Raw genomic sequence first — 23,080 nt, 5'->3', positions numbered from 1 at the left:
AATGAAAATTCTTCCCGTTCCGATGCTGGCCGCGGGGCTGGCGTTGCTGCCGTCGTTCGCCCAGGCGGAGTTTTTCGCCGACGGCAAGGCCGGCCTCGAACTGCGCAATTTCTATTTCAATCGCGACTATCGCCAGCCCGGCGCCAGCCAGTCCTATTCGGAGGAGTGGGCGCAGGGTTTCCTGTTGCGCTACGAGTCCGGCTACACCGAGGGGCTCTTCGGCCTGGGTGTCGATGCGCTGGGCCTGCTGGGTGTCAGGCTGGACTCCTCGCCAGAGCGATCCGGTAGCGGTCTGTTGCCGTATTCGACGAGCGACCGGCGCGCCGCCCACGACTATTCCAGCCTGGGCCTGACCGCCAAGCTACGGGTCTCGCACAGTACGCTGAAGATCGGCACCCTGATGCCCAGGCTGCCGGTGGTGCAGTTCAACGACACGCGCCTGCACCCGCAAACCTTCCAGGGCGGACTGCTGGAAGTGAACGAGATCGACGGGCTGGCGCTGCAGTTCGGCCAGTTGCGCCAGGTCAAGCAGCGCGACTCGACCAACGCCGAAGACCTCGGCATCACCCGCGGCAACAAGCGCAACGTACTGGCGGGCCGGCACCCCGGCAGCGACCGCTTCGACTTCGCCGGCGGTACCTACCGCTGGAGCGAGCGCCTGAGCAGCAGCTACCACTACGCCAACCTGGAGGATTTCTACCGCCAGCATTATCTCGGCGTGCAGCACCTCTTGCCGCTCGCCGATGACCAGTCGCTGAAGTCCGACATCCGCTGGGCGCGTTCCACCGACGAGGGCGGCAGCCGCGTCGACAATCGCGCGCTGAATGCGCTGTTCACCTATCGCCTGGGCGGCCACGCCTTCGGCCTCGGCTACCAGCGCATGTCCGGCGATAGCGGCTTCGCCTACCTGGGCGGGACCGATCCGTATCTGGTCAACTTCGTGCAGATCGGCGATTTCGCCAACAAGGACGAGCGCTCCTGGCAGTTGCGCTACGACTACGACTTCGCCGCCATCGGCCTGCCCGGCCTGACATTCATGAGCCGCTACCTGCGTGGCGAACACATCGACCTTCTGGACGGCGGTGGGCGCGGCAAGGAATGGGAGCGGGACACCGATATCGCCTACCTGGTGCAATCGGGGCCGCTGAAGAACCTGGGGATCAAGTTGCGCAACGGCACCTTCCGCAGCGATTTCGGCAACGACATCGACGAGACCCGGCTGATCGTCAGCTACGCGTTGCCGCTGTGGTGAAGTGGACTTGAGTTTCCCGATGTTTCCGCGCCATTGACCCTGTAGTGGCTACAGCCTTTTCACTGGAAGCCGTCAGATCCAGACGAGAGGGTTGTGCCATGGGGTTCTTCGAACGGTTGTTGATGGGTGGGCGTCATCATGGACAGGGCGGTGGTCATCACGGCGGCGGTCATCACCGCGGTCAGGGCGGCTATCCGCCGGCGCCAGTCGCGGCGGGAATGGCCTGTCCCGCCTGCCGCACCGCGAATGCGGCGACGGCACGATTCTGCCAGGGCTGCGGCGGCGCCCTGGCGCCGCTGCGCTGTATCGCCTGCAACGCCGATCTCGCGGCGGGCGCGAAGTTCTGCGGCGCCTGCGGTGCGCCGCAGCAGTAGCCTCAGTCGACGGCGAGGATTTCCACCGCAAGGAGGGAGTCCTTCGCCCCGGTCTCGTCGCCCGGGTGCCTGCCGACCAGGCTCTGGCCCAGTGGCGAGCGAGGCGTGATGACCAACACCTCGCGACCTTCGCAATCGATCTTCAGCCCGGCCGCCTCAGGGCCGAGGAACACTGTTCGCCGGCTGCCGTCGGCGTTCAGCAGGGTGACCAGCGCGGTGAGCTGGATGCCCTGTTCCTCGTCGAAATCGCGCAGCACCAGGTTGCGGTACAGGCCCAGCGCCTGGCGGATCTCCTCGACCCGGCGCGACTGCCCGGCGGCCAGGTAGGCCGCTTCCAGGCCGAGGGTGTCGTACTTGTTCTCGGCGACGTTCTCTTCGTGGGTTGCCGTCTCATGGGCGGTCTGCGCGGCGCGGACGGCGATTTCCAGGTCCGCGGCGAGCTTTTCCGTGATCAGGCGCAACAGCTGTTTCTTGTCCATGTCGGGTAGGCGGGGGCTGGCCGGCGAAGGCGTGCATGGTACGGGAAAGACGGCGGATCGCGACAGCTCGGAGCCAGTATGAAAACTCGGAATGACGTGGCGAATAAAGGTCGTTTGTCGCTACCGGGCAAACCGACTAAAACGAGCGGAAACGAACAGCCAGGAGAACCTCACATGATCGACGGATTGCTGCGCAGTCTCGGCCTCGACCCCAATGCTTTTCGCGATGGCGAGCTTGCCGTGCATACCCCCATCGACGGCAGTCGCCTGGCTGCGGTGCGACTGGAGGGGCGCGCCGCCGTTGCCGCCAAGGTCGAGCGCGCCGAACAGGCGTTCCGCGCCTGGCGCCAGGTGCCGGCGCCGCGCCGTGGTGAACTGGTGCGGCTGTTCGGCGAGGAATTGCGTCGGCACAAGGCCGAACTCGGCGAACTGGTGTCCTGGGAGGCGGGCAAGATCACCCAGGAAGGCCTCGGCGAAGTCCAGGAAATGATCGATATCTGCGACTTCGCGGTGGGCCTCTCGCGCCAGTTGTACGGTCTTACCATCGCATCCGAGCGTCCCGGCCACCACATGCGCGAGACCTGGCACCCGCTGGGCGTGGTAGGCGTGATCAGCGCGTTCAACTTCCCAGTCGCGGTGTGGTCGTGGAATACCGCGCTGGCGCTGGTCTGCGGTAATTCCGTGGTCTGGAAGCCTTCGGAGAAGACCCCCCTCACCGCACTGGCCTGCCAGGCACTGTTCGAGCGTGCCGCGCGGGCCTTCGGCGGCGATGCGCCGGCGCACCTGAGCCAATTGCTGATCGGCGACCGCGAGGCCGGCGAAGCCCTGGTGGACGACCGTCGCGTCGCCCTGGTCAGCGCCACCGGCAGCACTCGCATGGGGCGCGAAGTGGCGCCGCGGGTGGCGGCGCGTTTCGCTCGCTGCATCCTCGAACTGGGCGGCAACAACGCGATGATCCTGGCGCCAAGCGCCGACCTCGACCTGGCGGTGCGCGGCATCCTGTTCGGCGCGGTGGGCACCGCCGGGCAGCGCTGCACCACCTTGCGCCGGTTGATTGCCCATGAGTCGGTGAAGGACGAGATAGTCGAGCGCCTCAAGGCAGCCTATTCCAGGGTCCGTATCGGTCATCCGCTGGAGGGCAACCTGGTCGGGCCGCTGATCGACGAACGCAGCTACCTGGCCATGCAGGACGCCCTGGCGCGAGCCCGCGAGCAGGGGGGACGGGTGTTCGGCGGCGAGCGGCAATTGCAGGAGCGCTATCCGGATGCCTACTACGTGTCGCCGGCCATCGTCGAGATGCCGGGACAGACCGAAGTGGTGCGCACGGAGACCTTCGCACCGATCCTGTACGTGGTCGGCTACCGCGATTTCGACGAGGCCCTGCGCCTGAACAACGAGGTTCCCCAGGGACTGTCGTCGTGCATCTTCACCACCGACCTGCGCGAGGCGGAACTGTTCCAGGGCGCGGCGGGCAGTGACTGTGGGATCGCCAACGTCAACATCGGCACCAGCGGGGCGGAAATCGGCGGGGCGTTCGGCGGCGAGAAAGAGACCGGCGGCGGTCGCGAGTCCGGCTCGGACGCCTGGAAGGCCTACATGCGACGGCAGACCAACACCGTCAACTATTCCCGCGAGCTGCCGCTGGCACAGGGCATCACCTTCGATTGAACGGGGCGCGGCGGGCTCCCGCCGCATGGCAATGAGGCTGGCAGCGGAGTCGCGCATGGGCGGTTTGCAGCAACGGTGTCTGTGGGAAGTGGTTACGCCTCGCCTGTCCGGAGCGGCGAGCCTGAACGGCGAGCAGTGCGCCGACGTATGTGTGATCGGCGCCGGTTTCACCGGGCTTTCGGCGGCGCTCCACCTGCTGGAGGCGGGCCGTTCGGTGTGCGTGCTGGAAGCGTACGAGGTCGGCCACGGCGGGTCGGGACGTAATGTCGGATTGATCAACGCCGGCACCTGGATTCCCCCGGACGAGGTGGTCGCCACCCTCGGCGCCGAGCAGGGAGAAAAGCTCAACGCCGTGCTGGGGCGGGCGCCGACGCTGGTGATGGAGACCATCGAACGCCTCGGCATCGATTGCCAGTTGCGCCGCGAGGGCACCCTGCACATGTCGCACAACGCCAGCGGCGTGGCCGATCTGCAACGCCGTCACGCGCAGTGGACGCGCCGCGGTGCTCCGCTGGAGTTGCTGACCGGCGCGGCTTGCCACGAGGCCTGCGGCACCCGGCGAATCAGCGCGGCGTTGCTCGACCGACGCGCCGGCACTCTCAATCCCATGGCCTATTCGCGCGGACTGGCCACCGCCGTCGTACAGCGGGGCGGGCAACTGTACCAGCGCTCGCCGGTGCTCGCCCTGGAGCGGCAGGGCGCGCTGTGGGCGGTGCGCAGCGCCGCGGGGGCGGTACTGGCGGAACAGGTGGTGATCGCCTCCAACGCCTATACCGAGGGCGAGTGGACCAACCTGAGGCGGCACTTCTTTCCCGGCTACTACTACCAGGTGGCTTCGGCGCCGCTGCACGGCGCCGCGGCCGAGCGCATCCTGCCTCACGGCCAGGGTTCCTGGGACACCAGAACGGTGCTCAGCAGCATCCGTCGCGATGCCCAGGGCCGCCTGTTGCTGGGAAGCCTCGGCAATGGCGCGAACAAGCCCGCCTGGTTCCTGCGGCAATGGGCCGATCGAATCCAGAGCCATTACTTTCCCGACCTGGGCCAGGTCAACTGGGAGTACAGCTGGACGGGTTGCATCGCCTTCACCCCCGATCATCTGATGCGCCTGTTCGAGCCTGCGCAAGGCTTGCTGGCGGTGACCGGCTACAACGGACGCGGCGTGACCACCGGTACGGTAGTGGGCAAGGCGTTCGCCGACTACCTGCTGAGCGGCGAGCGAGCGACATTGCCGTTGCCGTTCAGTGACATGAAGCCCGTCCCCGCGGCCAGGCTGCGCAGTTGCGCCTACGAGATGGGTTTTTCTCTCTATCACGCCGGTCAATGCTTGCGCGTGGTTCTCTAGGTTCGACCGAATCAAGGTGTGTTTTCAGCAAAATAATGATAGTTTGTTGTAAACACACATGAGGAGATCGTCATGAGCGCTCTCATCAAGGAACGTCCCAGCGCCGATGCTGTCCTGGCCAAGGCCGTCCTGGCCGCGCGCGAGCAATTGGGGCTGACGCAGCTCGAACTGGCCGGCATCGTCGGCGTCGATCGCAGCGCCATCAGCCGCTGGAAGACCCAGGGCCTGCGGGTGGACAGCAAGACCGGCGAGCTGGCTCTGCTGCTGGTGCGAGTCTATCGCGCACTGTATGCCCTGTTCGGCGGGCAGCAGGAGGACATGCGCCACTTCCTGCGCACTCCCAACCATCACCTGGCGGGCGAGCCGCTGGCACTGATGGGACAGGTGCAGGGCCTGGTTCATGTGCTGGAATACCTCGATGCGATCCGCGGCAAGGTCTGATGCCCGGCGCGCCTGTACGGGGGCCTACGCCTGTCACGGAAAAGGCTGGCAGCCAGAGGCGACACGCCTGGCTGAATGGAGACTGCGGTGCCGCTACGCTGGCATCCGACACCACAGGAAGCGAGGGGCGGAAGGTGAGCGAGATCTGGCGACAGTGCAAGGGTGAGCGGCATGTCCGACCGCTCCAGGGGCGGCTGGTGCGGTTGGTGGAGAGCCAGGAGCAGGTGGCGACCCTGCAATTGGTCGACACCCTGGAAGAACAGGCGTTGCTCGAGGAACTGCTCGAGTCGAGCAAGCCGCCGGTGCCGGCGGATGCCGAGCCATTGCATTACCTGTTGAAGACCCCGTTCCGTTATCCGCCCTTGCGTTGGGGGTCGCGGTTTGGCCGTCGTCACGAGCCAAGCCTGTTCTACGCCGCGTTGAAGCTGGAAACGGCCATGGCCGAAAGCGCGTATTACCGTTGTGTCCTGTGGAGTGGCATGGCGGTGCCGCCACCGAGCGGGAGGATTCTGTCCGAGCACGCTTCGTTCGAGGCGGGCTGGAAGGTGGAGCGGGGAATCCGTCTGCAGGCGCCGCCTTTCTCCGATCACGAGGCTGCGCTGACCGACATCGCCGACTACCGCGCTCCCCAGGAACTGGGGAGTGCCATGCGCAGCGCCGGGGTGCAGGCATTCGAATACCGTTCGGCGCGTTGCCCGGAGCGCGGCTGCAATGTCGCCCTGTTCACGCCCGCGGCCTTCACCGAAAAGCGTCCTCGCAACCTGACGCCCTGGCTGTGCGAAACCACGGCCGGTTACGTGGCCTTCAAGCCGGCGCATGTGCCGGGGTCGCCGAAAATCTTCTCCTGGGAGCTGTTCCTGGTGGACGGAAAGTTGCCGCATCCGGCGTGAGTGGAGGGTCGCACGGTTGTCAGCGATCCGGGGTCGCCGTCTGGAGGCCGCAACCTGCTGGTTGGGCGGGGCTGCTGGCCTGCATGCCCCGAGGGAAAGAGTGGCTGGGGATTTCGAACGGCATTGCCCTGCAATGGGGCGGCAAGAGGCTTCGGCGAAAATTTGTGCACAAATGGAAAGCAGCTTGTCAAGGGTTGAGAGCGTTAGGCTCTAAACGCTTGATTTTTCATGTTTGAAACGTAACTTTTTGAAAAATAACGATAAAAATAGTTGGTGAAAAAATCGTCAATCTGTCCCATAGCCCCACTCCATCGGGGGTTCGGCAGTTTTTTAGGGGCTTTTCCACTGGGTTATCCACAGGATCTGTGGATTTCCCAAGCGCTTGCTCGACAGCACATCGCACGCTCCAAGGCAAGCCCTGTAGCCGCGACAAAAATGCCGTGGAAGCAGAAATGTCCCGGCGGCGAAGGGCGCAGGGCGATGGCTTCCGTTACGGAAGTATCTGAAATGTCCTGCGCATGGGGTTACGCACAGCTCGGAAGTGGAGTACTCGTTCGGCGCGGCGCTATTCGCTCGACGGTCTTTTCCCAAGAACCTAGAATCCGCTGCACGCGCGCCTGCCAGGCGGGTGTTGCGTCGTTTTCCGCTGGAGTGCCCCATGCCCGTCGATCTACCGAACCTGTTGCTTGGCCTGCTGGCTGCCGCGATTCCCCTGGCCGGCCTGGCATGGCAGCTACAGAGAAGGGCCAGCCTGGCGGAGCGCGAGATAGCCTTGCTCGGTGAGCGACTGGCGACCGCGCAACTGGCCCAGGACGGGCTGAATGCGCAGTTGGAGACCAGCAGGGAGGCTTACCAGCAACTCGGCGAGCGCCATGCCAGGCTCGCCGGCGAGGTCGCCGCGCTGCGTCGGGAAGCCGAGTTGATGGGGGAGGAGCGGCAACGGGCGTCCCAGGCGGAGGCACGTTGGGCCAGCGAGCGCCAGGGCCGGGAAGAGGAAGTGCGTCGCCTGGCTTCCGAACGGGCTGCGCTGGCTGCGGAACTTCGCGAGCAGCAGGAAAGCCACCAGCAGCGCCTGACCGACCTGCAGTCGGCCCGCGACGAGTTGCGGGCACAGTTCGCCGAACTGGCGGGAAAGATCTTCGACGAACGCGAACAGCGTTTCGCCGAAACCAGCCAGCAGCGCCTGGGGCAGATGCTCGATCCACTGAAGGAGCGCATCCAGGCGTTCGAGAAGCGGGTGGAGGAAAGCTACCAGCAGGAAGCGCGCGAGCGTTTCTCCCTGAGCAAGGAACTGGAGCGTCTGCAGCAGCTCAACCTGCGCCTGGGCGAGGAAGCGACCAACCTGACCCGCGCGCTCAAGGGCCAGAAGACCCAGGGCAACTGGGGCGAACTGGTGCTGGAGCGGGTGCTCGAGCATGCAGGCCTGGAAAAAGGCCGGGAATACGAGACCCAGGTCAGCCTGAAGGGCGCCGAGGGCGAACGCTTCCAGCCGGACGTGCTGATCCGCCTGCCCGGCGACAAGCAGGTGGTGGTGGATGCCAAGGTCAGTCTCACGGCCTACCAGCAGTACATCGCCGCTGACGACGATCTGCTGCGCCAGCAGGCGCTGAAGCAGCACGTAACGTCGTTGCGCAACCATGTGAAAGGCCTCTCCGGCAAGGACTATCGACGCCTGGAAGGGTTGCACAGCCTCGACTTCGTCCTGCTGTTCATGCCGATCGAGGCGGCTTTCTCGACGGCCCTGCAGGCCGAGCCGAACCTGTTCCAGGACGCCTTCGCGCAGAATATCGTGATCGTCAGCCCGACCACCCTGCTGGCCACCCTGCGGGTAATCGACAGCCTCTGGCGCCAGGAGCGGCAGAACCAGAATGCGCGGGAAATCGCCGAACGTGCCGGTTCGCTGTATGACAAGTTCGTGCTCTTCGTCCAGGACCTCGATGAGGTCGGTTCACGCCTGCAGCAACTGGACAAGGCCTATGCCGCGGCGCGCAACAAGCTCACCGAGGGACGTGGCAACCTGATCAGTCGCAGCGAGCAACTCAAGCTGCTCGGTGCCCGCGCCAGCAAGAGCCTGCCGACGGACTGGCTGGACCGGGCGCTGGTGGCGCCCGTGGAAGAGGCCGGAGAGGAGTGAGATCAGTTCGATCCCGTGCCCGGGCTTTCGAGAAAACGGAGGCTTTCCGGGAGGGGGATAAAAGAAGGGCGTCCGGAAGGACGCCCTGAAGATGATCATGGAGTAAGTCGGCTGTTCAGAGCCACGGCGCGGAGGAAAGTTCCGCGCCGTCCGTTCAGCGAGCGGGAGTGAGCGTCAGCCGCTTGTTGCCGTAAACGCGATCGAGGTTCTGTGGCTGGAACGGGAAGCTGACGTAGCGCCCCTTGAGCCAGGCGTCGATACCGTCGGCGTAGTGCGGGCTGGCCGGATTGCCGGATTGGCCGCTGCTGTTCACGCCGATCATCGGTTCGCTCTGGCCGAAGTCGACGATTAGCCGCATCGCCGGGATCAGCCAAGTGTCGAAGTCCTGGCCCCAGCCGTAGGCCGATACGTCCAGCGTGGTGTGGTCGCCGCCGGCCGGATAGGGCCCGCGATCGAGATAGCCCTTGATCGCGCCGAGTCCGGCGCGCTCGCCGGCGCCCAGGTAGGGGGCCATTTTCGAGCTGTCGCTCCGCCATTCGTAGGTGTGCAGCTTGCCCCATTGCCAGGCCTTGCGCTCGCTCCCCAGTCGCTGTTCGCAGAACTCCACGGCGGCGGCGAGGCTGCGCGCGAGGATTGCCGGCTTGTCCTCCTTCTGCGGAGTGCGGGTATCGTCCCAGAACGGACTGTCGTCGCGCCCGAGCAGGTGGTCGGCTTGCGCCGAGTAGGAGAGGTTGGCGGTCTCGACGAAGGCTTTCCAGGCAGGACCGTCTTCCGGTCCTAGCTCGTCGAGGAATATCTGCCTGGCGCTCTCGTGGAGGAAGGCGCCGTACAGCGCGGCGTCGCTGGAGCTGGCTGTCAGCTTGCCGTCGAACGCCATCAGCCGGTCGTAGGCCTCCCGCGCCCGGCTGCGTTGCGCCTCCGGCAAGGCGTCGATGGCCTGGCGCAGCGGCGCCGCCATGCCGGGATTGTCGAACATGGCTTGCAGCTTGGCGACGAACAGCGAGGTCTGGTCGTACTGCATGCGGATCATGCTCTGGGTGTCGTGGCTCTTGCTGGCACCGGCGAGCTGGGCGATGCGCTCGGCGCGCTCCGGGTAGTACCAGGAGTTGGACAACTGGGCGCCGTAGCCGGGTTGCACGGTGCGGTGGTTGGCGGTACCCAGCCAGCCCTGCTGCGGGTCCTGGTCGGAGGGGTGGAGGATCGGGTCGGCATAGCCATCCCAGTCGTAGCGGCCGTCCCAGCCAGGGGAGGGCAGCAGGCCGCGACCCTCCTTGCGGTTCGGATAGCGTCCGGTGACCTGCCAGCCGATGTGCTTTTCGTCGGCGAACACGATGTTCAGCGGCATCGCGCGAATCTCGCGGGTGGCGTCGAAGGCCTGCTCGATGGTCTTGGCCCGCGACAGGTCGAAGAAGCCGTCCAGGGTCTTGTCGGCTTCCTGCTGGATGCTCCGGTAGGCCAGTCCGTAGCCGCTCTTCAGCGGCAGCGGCTGGAGGATGTTCTTGCGTTCGCCCAGGGCGCTGTTGAGCAGCGGGCCATGGCGGGTTTCGTGGATGACCTCGCGGATCGGCCGCTGGCCCTTGATGAAGAAGGTTTCCTGGCGTTCGCGGGTTGGCTGCCACTTGCCGTCGGCCAGGTAATAGAGCCGGTTGCCCTGGCGTCGCAACTGTTCCAGGTAGAGATCCTGGTTGTCGCCCAGGACCATGGTCATGCCCCAGGCCAGCTTGCCGTTGAAGCCCGCCACCACGCCCGGCAGACCGGCGATGGAAACGCCCGCGGCCTGGTACTTGGGCGAGCGGATCTGTACGTAGTTCCACACCGACGGCATGCTCAGCGGCAGGTGGGTGTCGTTGGCCATCAGGCTCTTGCCGCTGCGGCTGCGTTGTGGCGCGATAGCCCAGTTGTTCGAGGCGGCGACCCCGAGCATGCTCAGCGCTGCGACCTGCCGCGCCGCGCCCTCGACGCCCGCGAGGCCGGGAACCTGCCCGTCCAGGCGCAGGCCCTTGAGCTTTTCCGCCTCGTCGAACGGCAGGTTTTCGTCGGGATAGGTCGGCGTCAGCCAGGCCAGCTTGTCGCTGCCGACCTTCTGCGCGAGCGTCAGCGAGGCGACTTCTTCCTGTAGGTTCACCGCCAGGCCGAAGTTGAGCAGGGCGAAGACCAGGGCCGAGTCCTCGGGCTTCCAGTATTCCGGACGGTAGCCGGACTGGGCCAGGTCCATCGGCAGCTTGTCGCGATAGCGATACAGGTAGGCGTTGACCCCGCGCGCGTAGACCTCGAAGAAGCGTTGCAGGCGCGGCGAGGCGTTCCTGTACTGGATCTCCGCGGCCTGGCGCAGGTTCACGGTACGCATGAAACGGTCGATCTCCAGCGCGCCGGGGCCGACCATCTCGGCCAGCCGTCCCTGGGCCAGCAGGCGCAGGCTGACCATCTGGCTCAGGCGGTCGGAGGCGTGTACGTAGCCCAGGGCGAACAACGCGTCATGGAAGGTGCCGGTTTCGATCAGTGGCATGCCCAGCGCGTTGCGCCGGATCGATACGTTTTGCGCCAGGCCCTTGATCGGTTGTACGCCGGAGGTCGGCGGCAGGCTGTCGGCGTAGCGATCGTCGAGCCAGGACTGGCAACCGGCCAGGCCCAGGAGGGTGCCGAAGGCCGCGGCAGCGCCGCAACGGGGAAGAAAACGCATGAAGGCTGGCGAGGCCATGGGGTGGGGGCTCCTGCGGGAGTGGTCGCGTCGAGAGGCGCTACGTTAGTGAGGAGCGCAGGGCTGCGCAAGCTCCGCCTGCGGTCGTCCGCGAGGACGTCCGCAGGCCGGCTCGGGACTCGCTACTGCGGCGGATTGATGCGCTCCACCAAAGCATAGGCGCGTTGCGTCGCCGGACGCTGGCGAATGCTCTCGAACCAGCGCTGCAGGTGTGGGAAGTCGGCGAGATCCTGCTCCTGCCACTGGTGCGGGACGATCCACGGATAGATGGCCATGTCGGCGATGCTGTAGTCGTCGCCGGCGACGAAGGCGCGGTCCGCCAGGCGCTGGTCGAGAACGCCGTACAGGCGCGCGGTTTCCTTGACGTAACGGTCGATGGCGTAGGGAATCTTCTCCGGGGCGAAGCGGTTGAAATGGTGGTTCTGCCCGGCCATCGGCCCCAGCCCGCCCATCTGCCAGAACAGCCACTGCAGGGTTTCCTGGCGCGCGCGCAGGTCCTTGGCGAGGAACCGTCCGGTCTTTTCCGCGAGATAGAGCAGGATGGCGCCGGACTCGAACAGCGGCAGGGGAGCGCCGCCGTCGGCCGGTTGGCGATCGACGATGGCGGGAATCTTGTTGTTCGGCGACACCTTCAGGAAATCCGCCTGGAACTGGTCGCCCTGGCTGATATTGATCGGATGGATGGCGTAGGGCAGGCCGGTTTCTTCCAGGAAAAGAGTAATCTTGTGGCCGTTCGGGGTGGTCCAGTAGTACAGGTCGATCATCGGTGCGTCTCCGGCTCGTCGATGGGCTACGAACGGAAGACTCTACGCCAGGAACCTAGGTTCGATGCAAACCGCTGTCGCGCATGACGCCCCGGCGGGGCTGGTGGCGCGCCAACGAAAAGGCCCGCTGCTCAGCGGGCCTTCGGATGCCGGCGCGTGCGAAGGGTCAGGCGCCGTGGCACTTCTTGAATTTCTTCTCGCTGCCGCAGGGGCAGGGATCGTTGCGGCCTACGGCCTTGAGCGGATTGCGCACCGGCTCGTGGCTGTGGTTGCAGTGCGGACCGTGGACATGACCATGGCCATGATCGTGATGATGATCGTGGTCGTGGTTGCAGTTCGGGCCGTGTACGTGGGGTTCCTGACTCATGGTGGACCTATTCTGGGATGAAATCGCCGGGAATTATCTCGCCATTTCGTCTCAGGTGCACGCTGCGGCCGAACATCAGTCCGGTCTTCACTTCGCCCTGCAGGCGGTAGCGGATCGGCTCCTCGGGACGCTCGAGGAGCTTGACGATGTATTTCATGTGGCGCCAGAGATTGGTTCGCACCGGCACGTCGAATACCTCGTGGCCGTGGGCGGGAACCGTGAACCACTGCCCGGACTCGCCTTCTGCGAGCTGGATGTCGTTCAGTTGCACGGCGTACTGCAGGCCGCGTACCGGCAGGCTGAAATCGTTGGGGTTGTCGATGCGGAAGCGCATCACGAACTCCTGTTCCAGCAAGCGTGCCTTGACCACTTCCACCTTCAGCAGCTTGACGTCGGGGTCTTCGAAGCTGCCGGTCATCCAGCTGCAGCCCGAGAGATTGGAGAGAACTCCCCACGCCATTATTAGGCTGATAATTCTTATCATTTGCGCCTGGTAATTCATGCTATTCCCCCCGAGACGCCCCAGTTTAACAAGCAGTGATTGTGCTGCAACTTATTGTTGTATAGAGGAAAGATGTTTCAGGTACAGGCCTGTGTCCATATGTTTCCGGTAGCGCAGTCGGGGGAGCATGGAGAAGCGCGTACGCCCGTGCAAGTCTTCCCGTCGGCTGGCGTGACCGGCTCGGCTAACCTGAACGGACCCGCCGGCCAATTTGCCGGACCCAGTCACTCCACGCGTGGCTGTCGATGGGTACAATCGTTCGACGAAACGCCAGGGCCGCCATGCCGAGCGGCCCTTCACTCGGAGAGATGCCAATGAGCCGCTTTGAAATCGCCTTTTCCGGCCAGTTGGTCGCCGGCGCCCGGCCCGAGGTGGTCAAGGCCAACCTGGCCAAGCTGTTCCAGGCCGACGCGCAGCGTATCGAACTGCTGTTCTCCGGCCGCCGGGTGGTGATCAAGAACAACCTCGATGCCGCCTCCGCGGAAAAATACCGCAGCGTGCTGGAGCGAGCGGGAGCGATCGCCGTGGTCGCCGAGATGGAGATCGAGGAGGTGGTCATGGCGCCGCCGCCTGCGCAGCAGGCCGCCGTGGAAGCCCCACAGGCCCGCGTCGCTGCGCGGGACAGCGCGCCCTCCGGGCGTTTGCAGGTAGCGCCGCGGGACGGCTACATGGCGGCGTTCGCCGAGGTCGATGCGCCGGATTTCGGCCTGGCTCCGGTAGGCGCCGACCTACAGGACGCCAAGGCCGAAGCCGAGGCGCCGAAGCTCGACCTGAGCCGCTTCAGCGTCGCCCCGGTCGGTAGCGACATGGGCCAGGCACGCCCCGAGCCAGCGGCTCCGGCTCCGGACACCAGCCACCTGCGCCTGCAGGACTGAGGCGGGCAGCGGCCTGCGACAAGCCAGGGCGTGGGGCGGATAACCGCGTCGCGGGCCGTGGCATCGGGGACAGGCGCGGGGTGGAGGAACGCGTCGACCAGGGGCAGGCGCTTGCCTCAGTGGTCGAAATCGTCCTGGTAGACGAACTTGGGCATTTCCCAGTGGAAGCGGATGGCCAGCAGGCGGAACAGGAAGCCGCTGAACAGGGTGATCAGCATCGCCTGCTCGGAGGGCAGTTCCAGCTCCACGCAGATCAGGTAGCACCAGGCGCTGGCGAAGGACACGCTGGCATAGAGTTCGCGGCGGAAGATCAAGGGTACGTCGTTGCACAGGATGTCGCGGAGAATGCCGCCGAACACCCCGGTGATCACCCCGCTGATCGCCGCGATCAGCAGGCTGTGGCCCATTTCCAGGCTGACCTGGCAGCCGATCAGGGTGAAGGCCACCAGGCCGACCGCGTCGAGTACCAGGAACAGCGAGCGCAGGTGGCGCATCAGCGGCGCGATGAACACCGTGACCAGCGCGGCGACTGCGGTCAGCGCCAGGTATTCCGGGTGACGGACCCAGGTCAGCGGGTAATGGCCCAGCAGCATGTCGCGTACCGAGCCGCCGCCCAGGGCGGTGACGCAGGCGATCAGCACCACGCCGAACAGGTCCATGCTGCGCCGGCCGGCCGACAGCGCGCCGGTCATGGCTTCGGCGGTGATGGCGATGATGTAGAGCACGGTCAGCAGCATGGGGATGGGGCCCGGATGAAAAGGCTGCGCATTCTACCCGAGCGCTCGTCAACGCCCAAACCGCGCCGCCTGGCGCTGTATCTCAGGCGTGCATGCGCAACCAGAAGCGTTCCTGGCAGGCGTTGACGAAGTGCTTGTGGCGTGGGCTGATTTCCCGCCCGGCGAAATCCAGCACTTCGTAGCCGATCCAGCATTCCTCGCAGGCCCCGCTGCTTGGCAGGAGGTCGCGCTCGCAGTGCTGGCGCAGGCGCACGCCGTTGTCGAAACGGTAGAGCGCTTCGCAGCTGTGGATCTCGACGCCGTCCTCGCAGCGCTGTTGCTCTTCGACCTGCGCATCGCTTATCGAGACTGGCGAGGGCAGGGCATGGATGGCGCGGATATAGCTGGCGAGCGAATGCATCAGGTGATCCATGGACCGCAGCATTTCTTCAGCTTGCCGCCGGCGCCGCAGGGGCAGGGGTCGTTGCGGCCGAGTTTCAGGGCCACGGTCGGATCGAGGAAGTACCAGCGACCGTTGCGCTGGACGAAGCCGGAACATTCGCGATGGGCATGTTCCCCCTCGGCGTCGTGCCAGCGCGCGACGAAGGTGACTCGCGCATGTTCCGGCTGGCCGCCGAGCACCTCGTGGTTTTCCACCTCCAGGCCGAGCCAGGTGCTGCCGTGGCTCCAGGCGCGGATGCCGTCGAGATCGAGGCCGGCCTGTTGCGCCGGCAGCGTGGTGTCGCGCAGGTAGTCCACCAGTCCGAGAGCATAGGCGCTGTAGCGCGAGCGCATCAGGGCTTCCGCGGTGGGCGCGGGATGTCCCTGGTGATAGCGGCCGCAGCAATCGTCGAGCGGGTCGCCGCTGCCGCAGGGGCAGGAGGGTTGGGTCATGGTTACCACCAGTACTTGCCGAAGTTTTCCGGGTTGGCCCAGAACTTGGCGTTCAGCCAATCGGGGACCTGCTTGTATTCGTACAGGTCGTAGGTGTACAGGGTCAGCGTCTGGCCTTCGCGCTGGAAGCGTTCGCTGTTCTGCATGGCGAGGGCGAAGAAGTCGGTTTCCTGCCAGTCGCTGGCCTCGAGGTCGACCAGTACGGCGACCCGGCTGGCGTTCAGGTTGCGCACGCCCGCGAGCAACTGCAGACCGGTGCGCTGCGGCAGGTGTTCCAGGCAATCGACGAACAGCGCCAGGTCGAAGCGCTGGCCGGCCAGTTCGGCGGGCAATGCCGCCGCCGGGCTGTGCGCCAGTTGGCACTGGGGATGGTTGTGGATGAAGGCCTCCACCGCCGGCAGCCGGCTGGCGCCGACCAGCAGCAAGCGCTTCGGCGCGTAGCGGGCGAGCAACGCGGCCAGGGCCTGCTGCGGGGTGCGGGGAGAAATCGGTTCGCTCATGGGAAAACACTCTCCTGGGATTCGCCAAGACTAGCCTGAAGCGCCTGCATGGCCTAGTGCTGGCGCTTTTTTCGGCTGGGGTCTTTACTCCCTATTTGTCGGTTACAACCGATCCACGAGGAGAGTTCCAATGAGCATCACGAGGACCGCTTTACCCCTGATTCTGGTCAGCGGCTTGCTGACCGGTTGCGCAGGGTTGCAGAAAAGCGACTGGCCGACCTGTGCGGCGGTCGGTGGTGTTACCGGCGCCGGCCTGGGCGCGATCGAAAGCAGCAGCTGGGCCGGCTGGGGCGCCCTGATCGGCGGTGGCGTCGGTGCCGCCTATTGCTGGGTGCACGGTGCCGGCGAACAGGTCGCGCCGCCGCCTCCGCAGCCGGTCGAGGAAGTCGCGCCGCCGCCTCCTGTCGTCAAGGAAGAAACCATTGTCGTGCGCGACCTGCACTTCGCCTTCGATTCGTCGAAGGTGGACGCCGCCGACAGCGAGAAGCTCAACGGCATCGCCGAACGCCTGAAAGGCGAGGCGGCCAGTACGCGCCTGAGTATCACCGGGCATACCGACAGCGTCGGTTCCGATGCCTACAACCAGAAGCTGTCGGAACGGCGCGCGAATGCCGTGGCGAACTATCTGATCGATGCCGGGGTGCCTTCGAGCATCATCGTCGGCGTGCAGGGATTGGGCGAAAGCCAGCCGGTCGCCGACAACAAGACTCGCGAAGGGCGGGCCGAGAATCGCCGGGTGGAAATCCTCATCAAGCGCGAATGACGCTGGCGGCGCGGAGCAGAACGGGGGCGTCGAAGCCCCCGTTTTCGTTCATGGCTGGCGCCGCGGCGGGCTGGCGAGTATGTTCCCCCGCACACGATGTCTTGGGGGGAGTTCCATGAAAGCGTTTCTCGGGCTGGGCAAGCTCGTGACCCTGGTGTTCTGGGGCGCGGTGCTGGTCAATCTGCTGCATCCGTTCGCCTATCCGCTGAACTGGCTGTTGTCGATAGCCGGCGGCCTGATCCTGTTGATCCACCTGATCGAGATTCTCGTCCTCGGACGACGCCTGAAAGCGCGTGCGCATCCCTGGCTGGACCGTCTCCAGGTCTTGCTGTTCGGGGTCTTCCACATGCTTGCGTTGCCGGCGCTGAGCCCGGCCAGCGAGTTGCCGCAGGACAAGGAGGACGATCATGCGTAAGGCCATGCTCGGATTGTTCCTGGTCGTTCCCCTGGCCTGGGCTGGCGCCGCGTTTTCGGCCGAGGCGCCGACGGCACGCCAGCAGGGTATCGGCGGAACCGTGAAGGTTCAGGCGAACTCGGTGATGCGCCTGCCCAAGCGGGCCCAGGAGCTGCGCCTGCGCAGAGTGGAGATCGGCGAGGATGCCGCCCTGCTGATTCCGCTGGAGGTCAGCGTCCTGCGCATCGAGGAACTGCACATGGCGAAGAACGCCCGGATCGGCGTGGCGCCGGGCGAGGAGCGAATCAGCATCGAAGTCGTCAGCGGCCACCTGGCCGATGGCAGCATCATTTCCGCGCCCGGCGCGACCGGCACCTTCCGGCAAAGCGCCGGTAACGGCCGCGACCTGACCTTGCGCCTGCAGGCGGTGGAGGTGGAAAGCCTGCTGCTGGACGCCCGCGGTGGCGTCGGCGCGCCAGGCTACGATGGCCTGGACGGGGCTTCCGGCAAGGCCTCCGGCTGCCTCTGGGGCAGCGCGCTGAAAGGTGGCGACGGCCAATCCGGAAGCGACGGCGGTCCGGGCGGGGCGGGTGGTCGGATTCGTCTGGAAGTGCCGGGCGATTTTCCTCTGGAGCGCTTGCAAACCCGTCTGCAAGGCGGCGTCGGCGGCGCCGGAGGCAAGGCCGGCAAACCGGGTGCGGCGGATAACGACACCGGTTGCTGGATCTACTCGGTGGATGCCGGTCGTGCGGGGCGCAGCGGAGAGGACGGCGCGAACGGCGCCAACGGCAGCGACGGCAGCCTGGACGTCGTGCGCTTCTGAGGAGAGGCCGGCAGCACGGCTGCCGGCGCCTCGCCGGTTCAGAGGCTCGGGCGTGCCGCTACCAGGGCTATCAGCAACAGGCCGAGGAGCAGGTTGAAGCCAACGGTGCGGCGGATCTTCCCCAGCGCCTGCCCGCCGGCCGGCCAGTCCTGGGCCTGCACCGCGCGGCGCAGTTCCGGCACTTGCAGCGCCTGCACCCGCAGGAAGAGAGCCAGCATGGCGACGTAGAGCCCCATCATTACCTGTACGTAGCGCGGCGCGCCGGCGAAACCGTTGAAGCTCAGGTGCAGCATGCCGACGCCGCTGATCGGCAGCAGGATCACCGCCGCCCAGACCCAATGGAAGAAACGGCGGAACACCTCCAGCCACAGGCCTAGGCGGGCTGGGGCCTCCAGCGCGGCGACGGCCGCCGGACGAAGAATCGTCCAGGCGAAGAACATGCCTCCGACCCAGACCAGGGCGGCCAGGACATGCAGGGCGTAGACGAGGGCGTAGGGGGTCATTCGGCGATCTCCGCTGGCGGTTGTGACGAAGCGCGTTATCATAGCCGCCCTGTCGAACCACTGAAAATTTATCCAGCTATGGCGCGCCGGCGGATTCGCCTTCCGCTGCGCGCCGGGCCCAGGAATTCCATGCTCAGCGCCGAACTCAAGTCCCAGATCCAGGGTGCCTACACCCGCTTTCTCGAAGCCAAGGAGCTGAAGCCTCGCTATGGCCAGCGCCTGATGATCGCCGAAGTGGCCAAGGCCCTCGGCGCGATCAAGGAGGACGAGGAGGGGCACCGCGAGGGCGAGCCGGCGGTGGTCGCGGTGGAGGCCGGAACCGGTACCGGCAAGACCGTGGCCTACAGCCTGGCGGCGATCGCCTGCGCCAAGGCCAGTGGCAAGCGCCTGGTGATAGCCACCGCGACCGTCGCCCTGCAGGAGCAGATCGTCCACAAGGATCTTCCCGACCTGCTGCGCAACAGCGGGCTGGCCTTCAGCTTCGCCCTGGCCAAGGGCCGCGGGCGCTACCTGTGCCTGTCCAAGCTCGACGTGCTGCTGCAGGAAGGCCAGGCGCAAAGCGCGACGGCGCAACTGTTCGCCGACGACGGTTTCAACATCGACGTCGACGAGACCAGCAGCAAGCTGTTCAACCAGATGATCGAACGCCTGGCCGGCAACCGCTGGGACGGCGACCGCGACAGCTGGCCGGAGGCGATCGACGACGCGCATTGGGCGCAGCTCACCACCGATCACAGCCAGTGCACCAACCGACATTGCCCGAACTTCCAGCAGTGCGCCTTCTACAAGGCGCGTGAAGGGATGACCAAGGTCGACGTGATCGTCACCAACCACGACCTGGTCCTGGCTGACCTGGCCCTGGGCGGCGGCGCCATCCTGCCCGATCCGCGCGAGACTCTCTACGTGTTCGACGAGGGCCATCACCTGCCGGACAAGGCGATTGGCCATTTCGCCCATTTCACCCGCCTGCGCGCTACCGCCGACTGGCTGGAGCAGATCGCCAAGAACCTCACCAAGCTGCTCGCCCAGCACCCGCTGCCGGGCGACCTCGGCCGCCTGATCGAACAGGTGCCGGAGCTGGCCCGGGAGATCAAGACCCAGCAGCAGTTCATGTTCACCGCCTGCGAAGAGATCGGCGATTTTCGCGCCGGCGAGGACATGGAAGGTCGCGAGCGGCCGCGTCACCGTTTCGTCGGCGGGGTGGTCCCCGAGCATATCCGCGAGATGGGCATCGAGCTGAAGAAAGGCTTCTCCAAGCTGACCGACCTGTTCACCCGTCTCACCGATATCCTCAAGGAGGCGATGGACGGCGAAGGCGCCGGCGGCATCGCCAGCCACCAGGCGGAAGAGTGGTACCCGCTGTTCGGTAGTCTTTTGGCGCGCGCCCAGGGCAACTGGGAACTGTGGACCGCATTCACCTGCGAGGACCCGCAGGACAGCCCGCCGATGGCGCGCTGGCTGACCCTCGCCGAGAGCGGCAGCTTCTACGACATCGAAGCCAACGCGAGCCCGATCCTCGCCGCCGAGACCCTGCGCCGCAACCTGTGGAACGTCGCCTATGGCGTGCTGGTGACCTCGGCGACCCTGACCGCGTTGGGCACCTTCGACCGCTACCGCATGCGCGCCGGCCTGCCGCGCAACGCGGTCACCGCGGTGGTGCCGAGCCCCTTCCACCATGCCGAGGCCGGGGTATTGCGGGTCCCCGACCTCAAGGCGGATCCGCGCAACGCCGCCGAGCACACCGCGGCGATCATTCGCGAGCTGCCGGAACTGGTGAAGGGCGCGCGCGGCAGCCTGGTGCTGTTCTCCTCGCGCAAGCAGATGCAGGAGGTCTTCGACGGTCTCGACCGCGACTGGCGCAAGCGGGTGTTCATCCAGGGCAACCTGTCCAAGCAGGAAACCCTGAACAAGCACAAGTCGCGAGTCGACGACGGTGAGGACAGCGTGCTCTTCGGCCTCGCCAGCTTCGCCGAAGGCGTGGACCTGCCGGGGGCCTATTGCGAACACGTGGTGATCGCCAAGATTCCCTTCGCGGTACCCGACGACCCGGTGGAGGCGGCGCTGGCCGAGTGGATCGAGGCGCGCGGCGGCAATCCGTTCATGGAGATCGCCGTGCCAGACGCCTCGCTGCGGTTGGTCCAGGCCTGCGGGCGGCTGCTGCGCACCGAGCAGGACCGCGGCACCATCACCCTGCTGGATCGCCGCGTGGTCACCCAGCGCTACGGCAAGGCTATCCTCAATGCATTGCCGCCGTTCCGCCGGGAAATCGCCTGACGCGCTGATCTGCGCGGAGGGCGCCAGCCTTCACGTCCGAGCCGCATCGGGAAATTCCCGGCATTTGTCCATGCCGGGATGGAGTTAAGGAAAACAGGCTTCATGATCCGTTCGCGTTGGCATCTTCCCCTGCTTCTCGGCCTGCTCGCGGTGGCCGCGCCGCTGGCGGCGAACGACACCCAGCAGGTGCTGTTCAACTTCGTCAAGCCGATGGCCGTGGTCGGCATCACCCTGGAGGATGCCGACCTGCCCAGCGTGACGGCGGAGGCCACCCCGGAGGGCGACATTCTCCGTCGCGTCACCTTCAGCCCGGCGCAACGGCCCACCTTGCGCATGAGTCCGGCGCAGGGCCGTTGGGACTGGTCCGCAGCGGACTACTTGAGCCTGCGCATCCAGAACGCCATGAGCTGGGACATGACCCTGGAGGTCGCGATCGAGGGCGAGCAGGGTGCGCCGGGGTTGCAGGCATCCATCGAGCTTCCGGCAGGCCCGCCGCAGACCCTGCTGGTGCCGTTGCGGGCGGTTTCGCCAGAGGCTCTGGGCATGCGTGCGGGGCCGCCGATGCCGCAGATGGTCGAAGGCCAGCGGGTGCTGCTGGCGCCACGCGTGGAGGGCTCGCTGGACCGCGCCAGGGTCGGGGCGCTGAGCCTGTCCCTGCGCTCGCCGCAAGCTCCCCAGAGCATCCTGCTCGGACGTTTCGGCATACGCGCAGGGAGAGCGGTGGAGCGGAGCATCCTGACCGGCCTGATCGATCGCTATGGCCAGTACAGCCGCGCCGACTGGCCGGAAAAGATTCGTTCCGACGAACAGTTGCGCAGCGCCTATGCGGCCGAGGCCGCACAGCTCCGCGACTGGGAACGGCAGACACCGGCGCGCGACCGTTTCGGCGGCCTGCTGGGTGGGCCGGTGTTCGAAGCCAGCGGTTTCTTCCGCACGGAAAAACGTGGCGGGCGCTGGTGGCTGGTTACTCCGGAAGGACATCCGTTCTGGTCGCTGGGCGTTAATGCGGTGACCGCCGACGGCAGCCGGACCTACGTCGAGGGACGCGAGCCGATGTTCGCCGAACTGCCGGCGGAGGGTGAGCCGCTGGCGGCATTCTTCGGTGAGGGCGACGACCGCCGCGGCGTCGCCGCGCAGGCCGCGCGGCGCTTCGGGCATGGCCGCTGGTTCGATTTCCTCGGTGCCAATCGCCAGCGCATCGCTCCCCAGGCGAGCGCCGACCAGCTCGCCGGCGAATGGCGCCAGCGCACCCTGGAGCGCCTCTCGGCATGGGGTTTCAACAGCCTCGGCAACTGGAGCGATCCGGCGCTCGCCGCACAGGCGCGGATGCCCTACAGCCTGCCGCTGTCGATCGCCGGCGACTACGCCACGGTCAGCAGCGGTTTCGACTGGTGGGGAGCCATGCCCGATCCCTTCGACCCGCGCTTCGCCATGGCCGCCGAGCGCGTCATCGCCATCGCTGCTCGCGACCACCGCGACGATCCCTGGCTGCTCGGCTACTACGCCGACAACGAACTGGCCTGGGCCGGGCGCGACGGCTCGGCCCAGGCGCGCTACGGCCTCGCTTTCGGAGCCTTGAGGCTGTCCATGGACAGTCCGGCGAAGCGCGCCTTCGTCAAGCAATTGAAAGCCAAGTACCTGCGCCATGAGGTATTGGCCCAGGCCTGGGGCATCGAGCTGGCCGCCTGGGAGGCCCTGGAGGCGCCGGGCTACGCGGCTCCGCTGCCGGGCGAGGGGCATCCGGCCATCGCCGAGGACTACAGCGCCTTCCTCCGGCTGTATGCCGACGCTTACTTCAAGACCCTGCGCGACGCCCTGCAATGGCACGCACCGAACCACCTCCTGCTCGGCGGCCGCTTCGCCGTCAGCACTCCCGAGGCGATCACCTCCTGCGCCCGGTATTGCGACCTGCTCAGTTTCAACCTCTATACGCCGTTGCCCGGGCAGGGCCTGGACGACTCCCTGCTGGCGCGGCTGGACAAGCCGGTGCTGATCAGCGAGTTCCACTTCGGCTCGCGGGATCGCGGTCCGTTCTGGGGTGGCGTCAGCGAGGCGGCCAATGAGCGGGCGCGCGGCGACTCCTACCGAACGTTCCTGGAGGCGGCGCTGAAGAGTCCGTATATCGTCGGCGCCCACTGGTTCCAGTACCTCGACCAACCGGCCAGCGGGCGCCTGCTGGACGGCGAGAACGGCCATATCGGCCTGGTCGGGATCACGGGCTTGCCGTTCGCCGGCTTCGTCGACACGGTGCGCCGAAGCAACCTTGCCGCCCTGTCGCGACTGTCGGCGATGGCCAGTTCCATGCCTGCCGTCGAGCCTCCGCCGACGCGCGAGGATTCAGCCGGTTCATGAGCGCGCATTCACCGCCGCCCGCTTGCGGCGAACCCCTCTTATGTCAGGGTTCACAAGGCCGCCGAGGGCTGGAAG

Annotated in this window: 23 protein-coding genes; 13 read left to right on the top strand and 10 right to left on the bottom strand. The window is 66.3% G+C overall.

Annotated elements, in window-relative coordinates; genetic code table 11:
- Nucleotide 1 precedes the first annotated feature (1 nt).
- Together HMPREF2924_RS19865 and HMPREF2924_RS36090 are read left to right on the top strand one after the other, a co-directional pair.
- Complete coding sequence (locus tag HMPREF2924_RS19865; protein WP_003134037.1) at nucleotides 2-1,252, top strand: OprD family porin; 1,251 nt, start codon at nucleotides 2-4, stop codon at nucleotides 1,250-1,252.
- A 98-nt stretch (nucleotides 1,253-1,350) separates the two neighbouring features.
- The gene (locus HMPREF2924_RS36090) at nucleotides 1,351-1,626 is read left to right on the top strand and encodes a zinc ribbon domain-containing protein (protein WP_023088486.1); all 276 of its coding nucleotides are present in this window, start codon (nucleotides 1,351-1,353) and stop codon (nucleotides 1,624-1,626) included.
- Nucleotides 1,627-1,628: 2 nt separating this feature from the next.
- Here HMPREF2924_RS36090 and HMPREF2924_RS19860 read toward each other — a convergent pair whose 3' ends face one another.
- Nucleotides 1,629-2,105, bottom strand: coding sequence for a GreA/GreB family elongation factor (locus HMPREF2924_RS19860; RefSeq protein WP_003134036.1), 477 nt, complete (start codon nucleotides 2,103-2,105; stop codon nucleotides 1,629-1,631).
- 174 nt (nucleotides 2,106-2,279) lie between these two features.
- On the opposite strand from HMPREF2924_RS19860, the gene HMPREF2924_RS19855 reads away from it, so the two are divergent.
- The 5 genes from HMPREF2924_RS19855 (at nucleotide 2,280) to rmuC (ending at nucleotide 8,580) form a co-directional block, all read left to right on the top strand.
- Nucleotides 2,280-3,773 carry an L-piperidine-6-carboxylate dehydrogenase gene (locus HMPREF2924_RS19855; protein ID WP_003086325.1) on the top strand — a complete coding sequence of 498 codons (1,494 nt, stop codon included), beginning with the start codon at nucleotides 2,280-2,282 and terminating at the stop codon, nucleotides 3,771-3,773.
- A gap of 55 nt (nucleotides 3,774-3,828) precedes the next feature.
- Nucleotides 3,829-5,115, top strand: coding sequence for an L-pipecolate oxidase (locus HMPREF2924_RS19850; protein ID WP_003134035.1), 1,287 nt, complete (start codon nucleotides 3,829-3,831; stop codon nucleotides 5,113-5,115).
- A 72-nt stretch (nucleotides 5,116-5,187) separates the two neighbouring features.
- A complete protein-coding gene (locus tag HMPREF2924_RS19845; RefSeq protein WP_003086329.1) occupies nucleotides 5,188-5,556 on the top strand; it encodes an antitoxin Xre/MbcA/ParS toxin-binding domain-containing protein in 369 nt (122 codons plus the stop codon).
- 134 nt (nucleotides 5,557-5,690) lie between these two features.
- Nucleotides 5,691-6,446 (top strand): RES family NAD+ phosphorylase, encoded by a 756-nt coding sequence (locus HMPREF2924_RS19840; RefSeq protein ID WP_003086331.1) that lies wholly within the window; start codon nucleotides 5,691-5,693, stop codon nucleotides 6,444-6,446.
- A gap of 772 nt (nucleotides 6,447-7,218) precedes the next feature.
- Entirely contained in the window at nucleotides 7,219-8,580 is a 1,362-nt protein-coding gene (gene rmuC, locus HMPREF2924_RS19835) for a DNA recombination protein RmuC (RefSeq protein WP_003134034.1), read from the top strand.
- A gap of 154 nt (nucleotides 8,581-8,734) precedes the next feature.
- On the opposite strand, the gene quiP is transcribed toward rmuC, so the two are convergent.
- From quiP to HMPREF2924_RS19815, 4 genes are all read right to left on the bottom strand, one after another.
- Entirely contained in the window at nucleotides 8,735-11,278 is a 2,544-nt protein-coding gene (quiP, locus tag HMPREF2924_RS19830) for an acyl-homoserine-lactone acylase QuiP (protein WP_003134033.1), read from the bottom strand.
- A 122-nt stretch (nucleotides 11,279-11,400) separates the two neighbouring features.
- Nucleotides 11,401-12,042, bottom strand: coding sequence for a glutathione binding-like protein (locus tag HMPREF2924_RS19825; protein ID WP_003134030.1), 642 nt, complete (start codon nucleotides 12,040-12,042; stop codon nucleotides 11,401-11,403).
- 166 nt (nucleotides 12,043-12,208) lie between these two features.
- Nucleotides 12,209-12,409, bottom strand: a complete 201-nt coding sequence (locus HMPREF2924_RS19820) for an SEC-C metal-binding domain-containing protein (RefSeq protein ID WP_003081984.1) — start codon at nucleotides 12,407-12,409, stop codon at nucleotides 12,209-12,211.
- 7 nt (nucleotides 12,410-12,416) lie between these two features.
- The gene (locus HMPREF2924_RS19815) at nucleotides 12,417-12,911 is read right to left on the bottom strand and encodes an LEA/WHy family protein (protein ID WP_003123186.1); all 495 of its coding nucleotides are present in this window, start codon (nucleotides 12,909-12,911) and stop codon (nucleotides 12,417-12,419) included.
- 314 nt (nucleotides 12,912-13,225) lie between these two features.
- Here HMPREF2924_RS19815 and HMPREF2924_RS19810 point away from each other — a divergent pair, with 314 nt between their 5' ends.
- Entirely contained in the window at nucleotides 13,226-13,786 is a 561-nt protein-coding gene (locus HMPREF2924_RS19810) for a hypothetical protein (protein WP_003123185.1), read from the top strand.
- A gap of 116 nt (nucleotides 13,787-13,902) precedes the next feature.
- Here the strand turns inward: HMPREF2924_RS19810 and HMPREF2924_RS19805 are convergent, their stop codons facing one another.
- The 4 genes from HMPREF2924_RS19805 to HMPREF2924_RS19790 form a co-directional block, all read right to left on the bottom strand.
- On the bottom strand, nucleotides 13,903-14,523 hold the full coding sequence (locus HMPREF2924_RS19805) for a trimeric intracellular cation channel family protein (protein ID WP_003081997.1): 621 nt from the start codon (nucleotides 14,521-14,523) through the stop codon (nucleotides 13,903-13,905).
- Nucleotides 14,524-14,605: 82 nt separating this feature from the next.
- Nucleotides 14,606-14,923: a hypothetical protein gene (locus HMPREF2924_RS19800; protein ID WP_003134026.1), complete on the bottom strand. Its 318-nt coding sequence runs from the start codon at nucleotides 14,921-14,923 to the stop codon at nucleotides 14,606-14,608.
- On the bottom strand, nucleotides 14,923-15,396 hold the full coding sequence (locus HMPREF2924_RS19795; RefSeq protein ID WP_003125052.1) for a YchJ family protein: 474 nt from the start codon (nucleotides 15,394-15,396) through the stop codon (nucleotides 14,923-14,925). Before HMPREF2924_RS19795 ends, HMPREF2924_RS19800 begins: the two co-directional genes overlap by 1 nt.
- Nucleotides 15,397-15,398: 2 nt before the next feature.
- Nucleotides 15,399-15,896, bottom strand: a complete 498-nt coding sequence (locus HMPREF2924_RS19790) for a DUF6231 family protein (RefSeq protein WP_003086343.1) — start codon at nucleotides 15,894-15,896, stop codon at nucleotides 15,399-15,401.
- Between the two features lie 130 nt (nucleotides 15,897-16,026).
- On the opposite strand from HMPREF2924_RS19790, the gene HMPREF2924_RS19785 reads away from it, so the two are divergent.
- The 3 genes from HMPREF2924_RS19785 (at nucleotide 16,027) to HMPREF2924_RS19775 (ending at nucleotide 17,876) form a co-directional block, all read left to right on the top strand.
- The gene (locus HMPREF2924_RS19785; protein WP_003082015.1) at nucleotides 16,027-16,659 is read left to right on the top strand and encodes an OmpA family protein; all 633 of its coding nucleotides are present in this window, start codon (nucleotides 16,027-16,029) and stop codon (nucleotides 16,657-16,659) included.
- 115 nt (nucleotides 16,660-16,774) lie between these two features.
- On the top strand, nucleotides 16,775-17,074 hold the full coding sequence (locus tag HMPREF2924_RS19780) for a DUF1145 domain-containing protein (RefSeq protein ID WP_003086345.1): 300 nt from the start codon (nucleotides 16,775-16,777) through the stop codon (nucleotides 17,072-17,074).
- The gene (locus HMPREF2924_RS19775) at nucleotides 17,067-17,876 is read left to right on the top strand and encodes a hypothetical protein (RefSeq protein WP_023094838.1); all 810 of its coding nucleotides are present in this window, start codon (nucleotides 17,067-17,069) and stop codon (nucleotides 17,874-17,876) included. The genes HMPREF2924_RS19780 and HMPREF2924_RS19775 overlap by 8 nt, the downstream gene beginning before the upstream one ends.
- A gap of 38 nt (nucleotides 17,877-17,914) precedes the next feature.
- On the opposite strand, the gene HMPREF2924_RS19770 is transcribed toward HMPREF2924_RS19775, so the two are convergent.
- Nucleotides 17,915-18,379, bottom strand: coding sequence for a CopD family protein (locus HMPREF2924_RS19770; RefSeq protein ID WP_003082024.1), 465 nt, complete (start codon nucleotides 18,377-18,379; stop codon nucleotides 17,915-17,917).
- 129 nt (nucleotides 18,380-18,508) lie between these two features.
- Between HMPREF2924_RS19770 and dinG the strand changes: the two genes are divergently transcribed.
- Together dinG and HMPREF2924_RS19760 are read left to right on the top strand one after the other, a co-directional pair.
- Nucleotides 18,509-20,653, top strand: a complete 2,145-nt coding sequence (dinG, locus tag HMPREF2924_RS19765; RefSeq protein ID WP_003086351.1) for an ATP-dependent DNA helicase DinG — start codon at nucleotides 18,509-18,511, stop codon at nucleotides 20,651-20,653.
- 78 nt (nucleotides 20,654-20,731) lie between these two features.
- On the top strand, nucleotides 20,732-23,005 hold the full coding sequence (locus HMPREF2924_RS19760; protein WP_003134013.1) for a hypothetical protein: 2,274 nt from the start codon (nucleotides 20,732-20,734) through the stop codon (nucleotides 23,003-23,005).
- Nucleotides 23,006-23,080 lie beyond the last annotated feature (75 nt).

The organism is Pseudomonas sp. HMSC063H08, from assembly GCF_001813645.1.
GTDB lineage: Bacteria > Pseudomonadota > Gammaproteobacteria > Pseudomonadales > Pseudomonadaceae > Pseudomonas > Pseudomonas aeruginosa.
The sequence above is the reverse complement of the archived record's forward strand: the minus strand, read 5'-3'. Positions and strand labels throughout refer to the sequence as shown.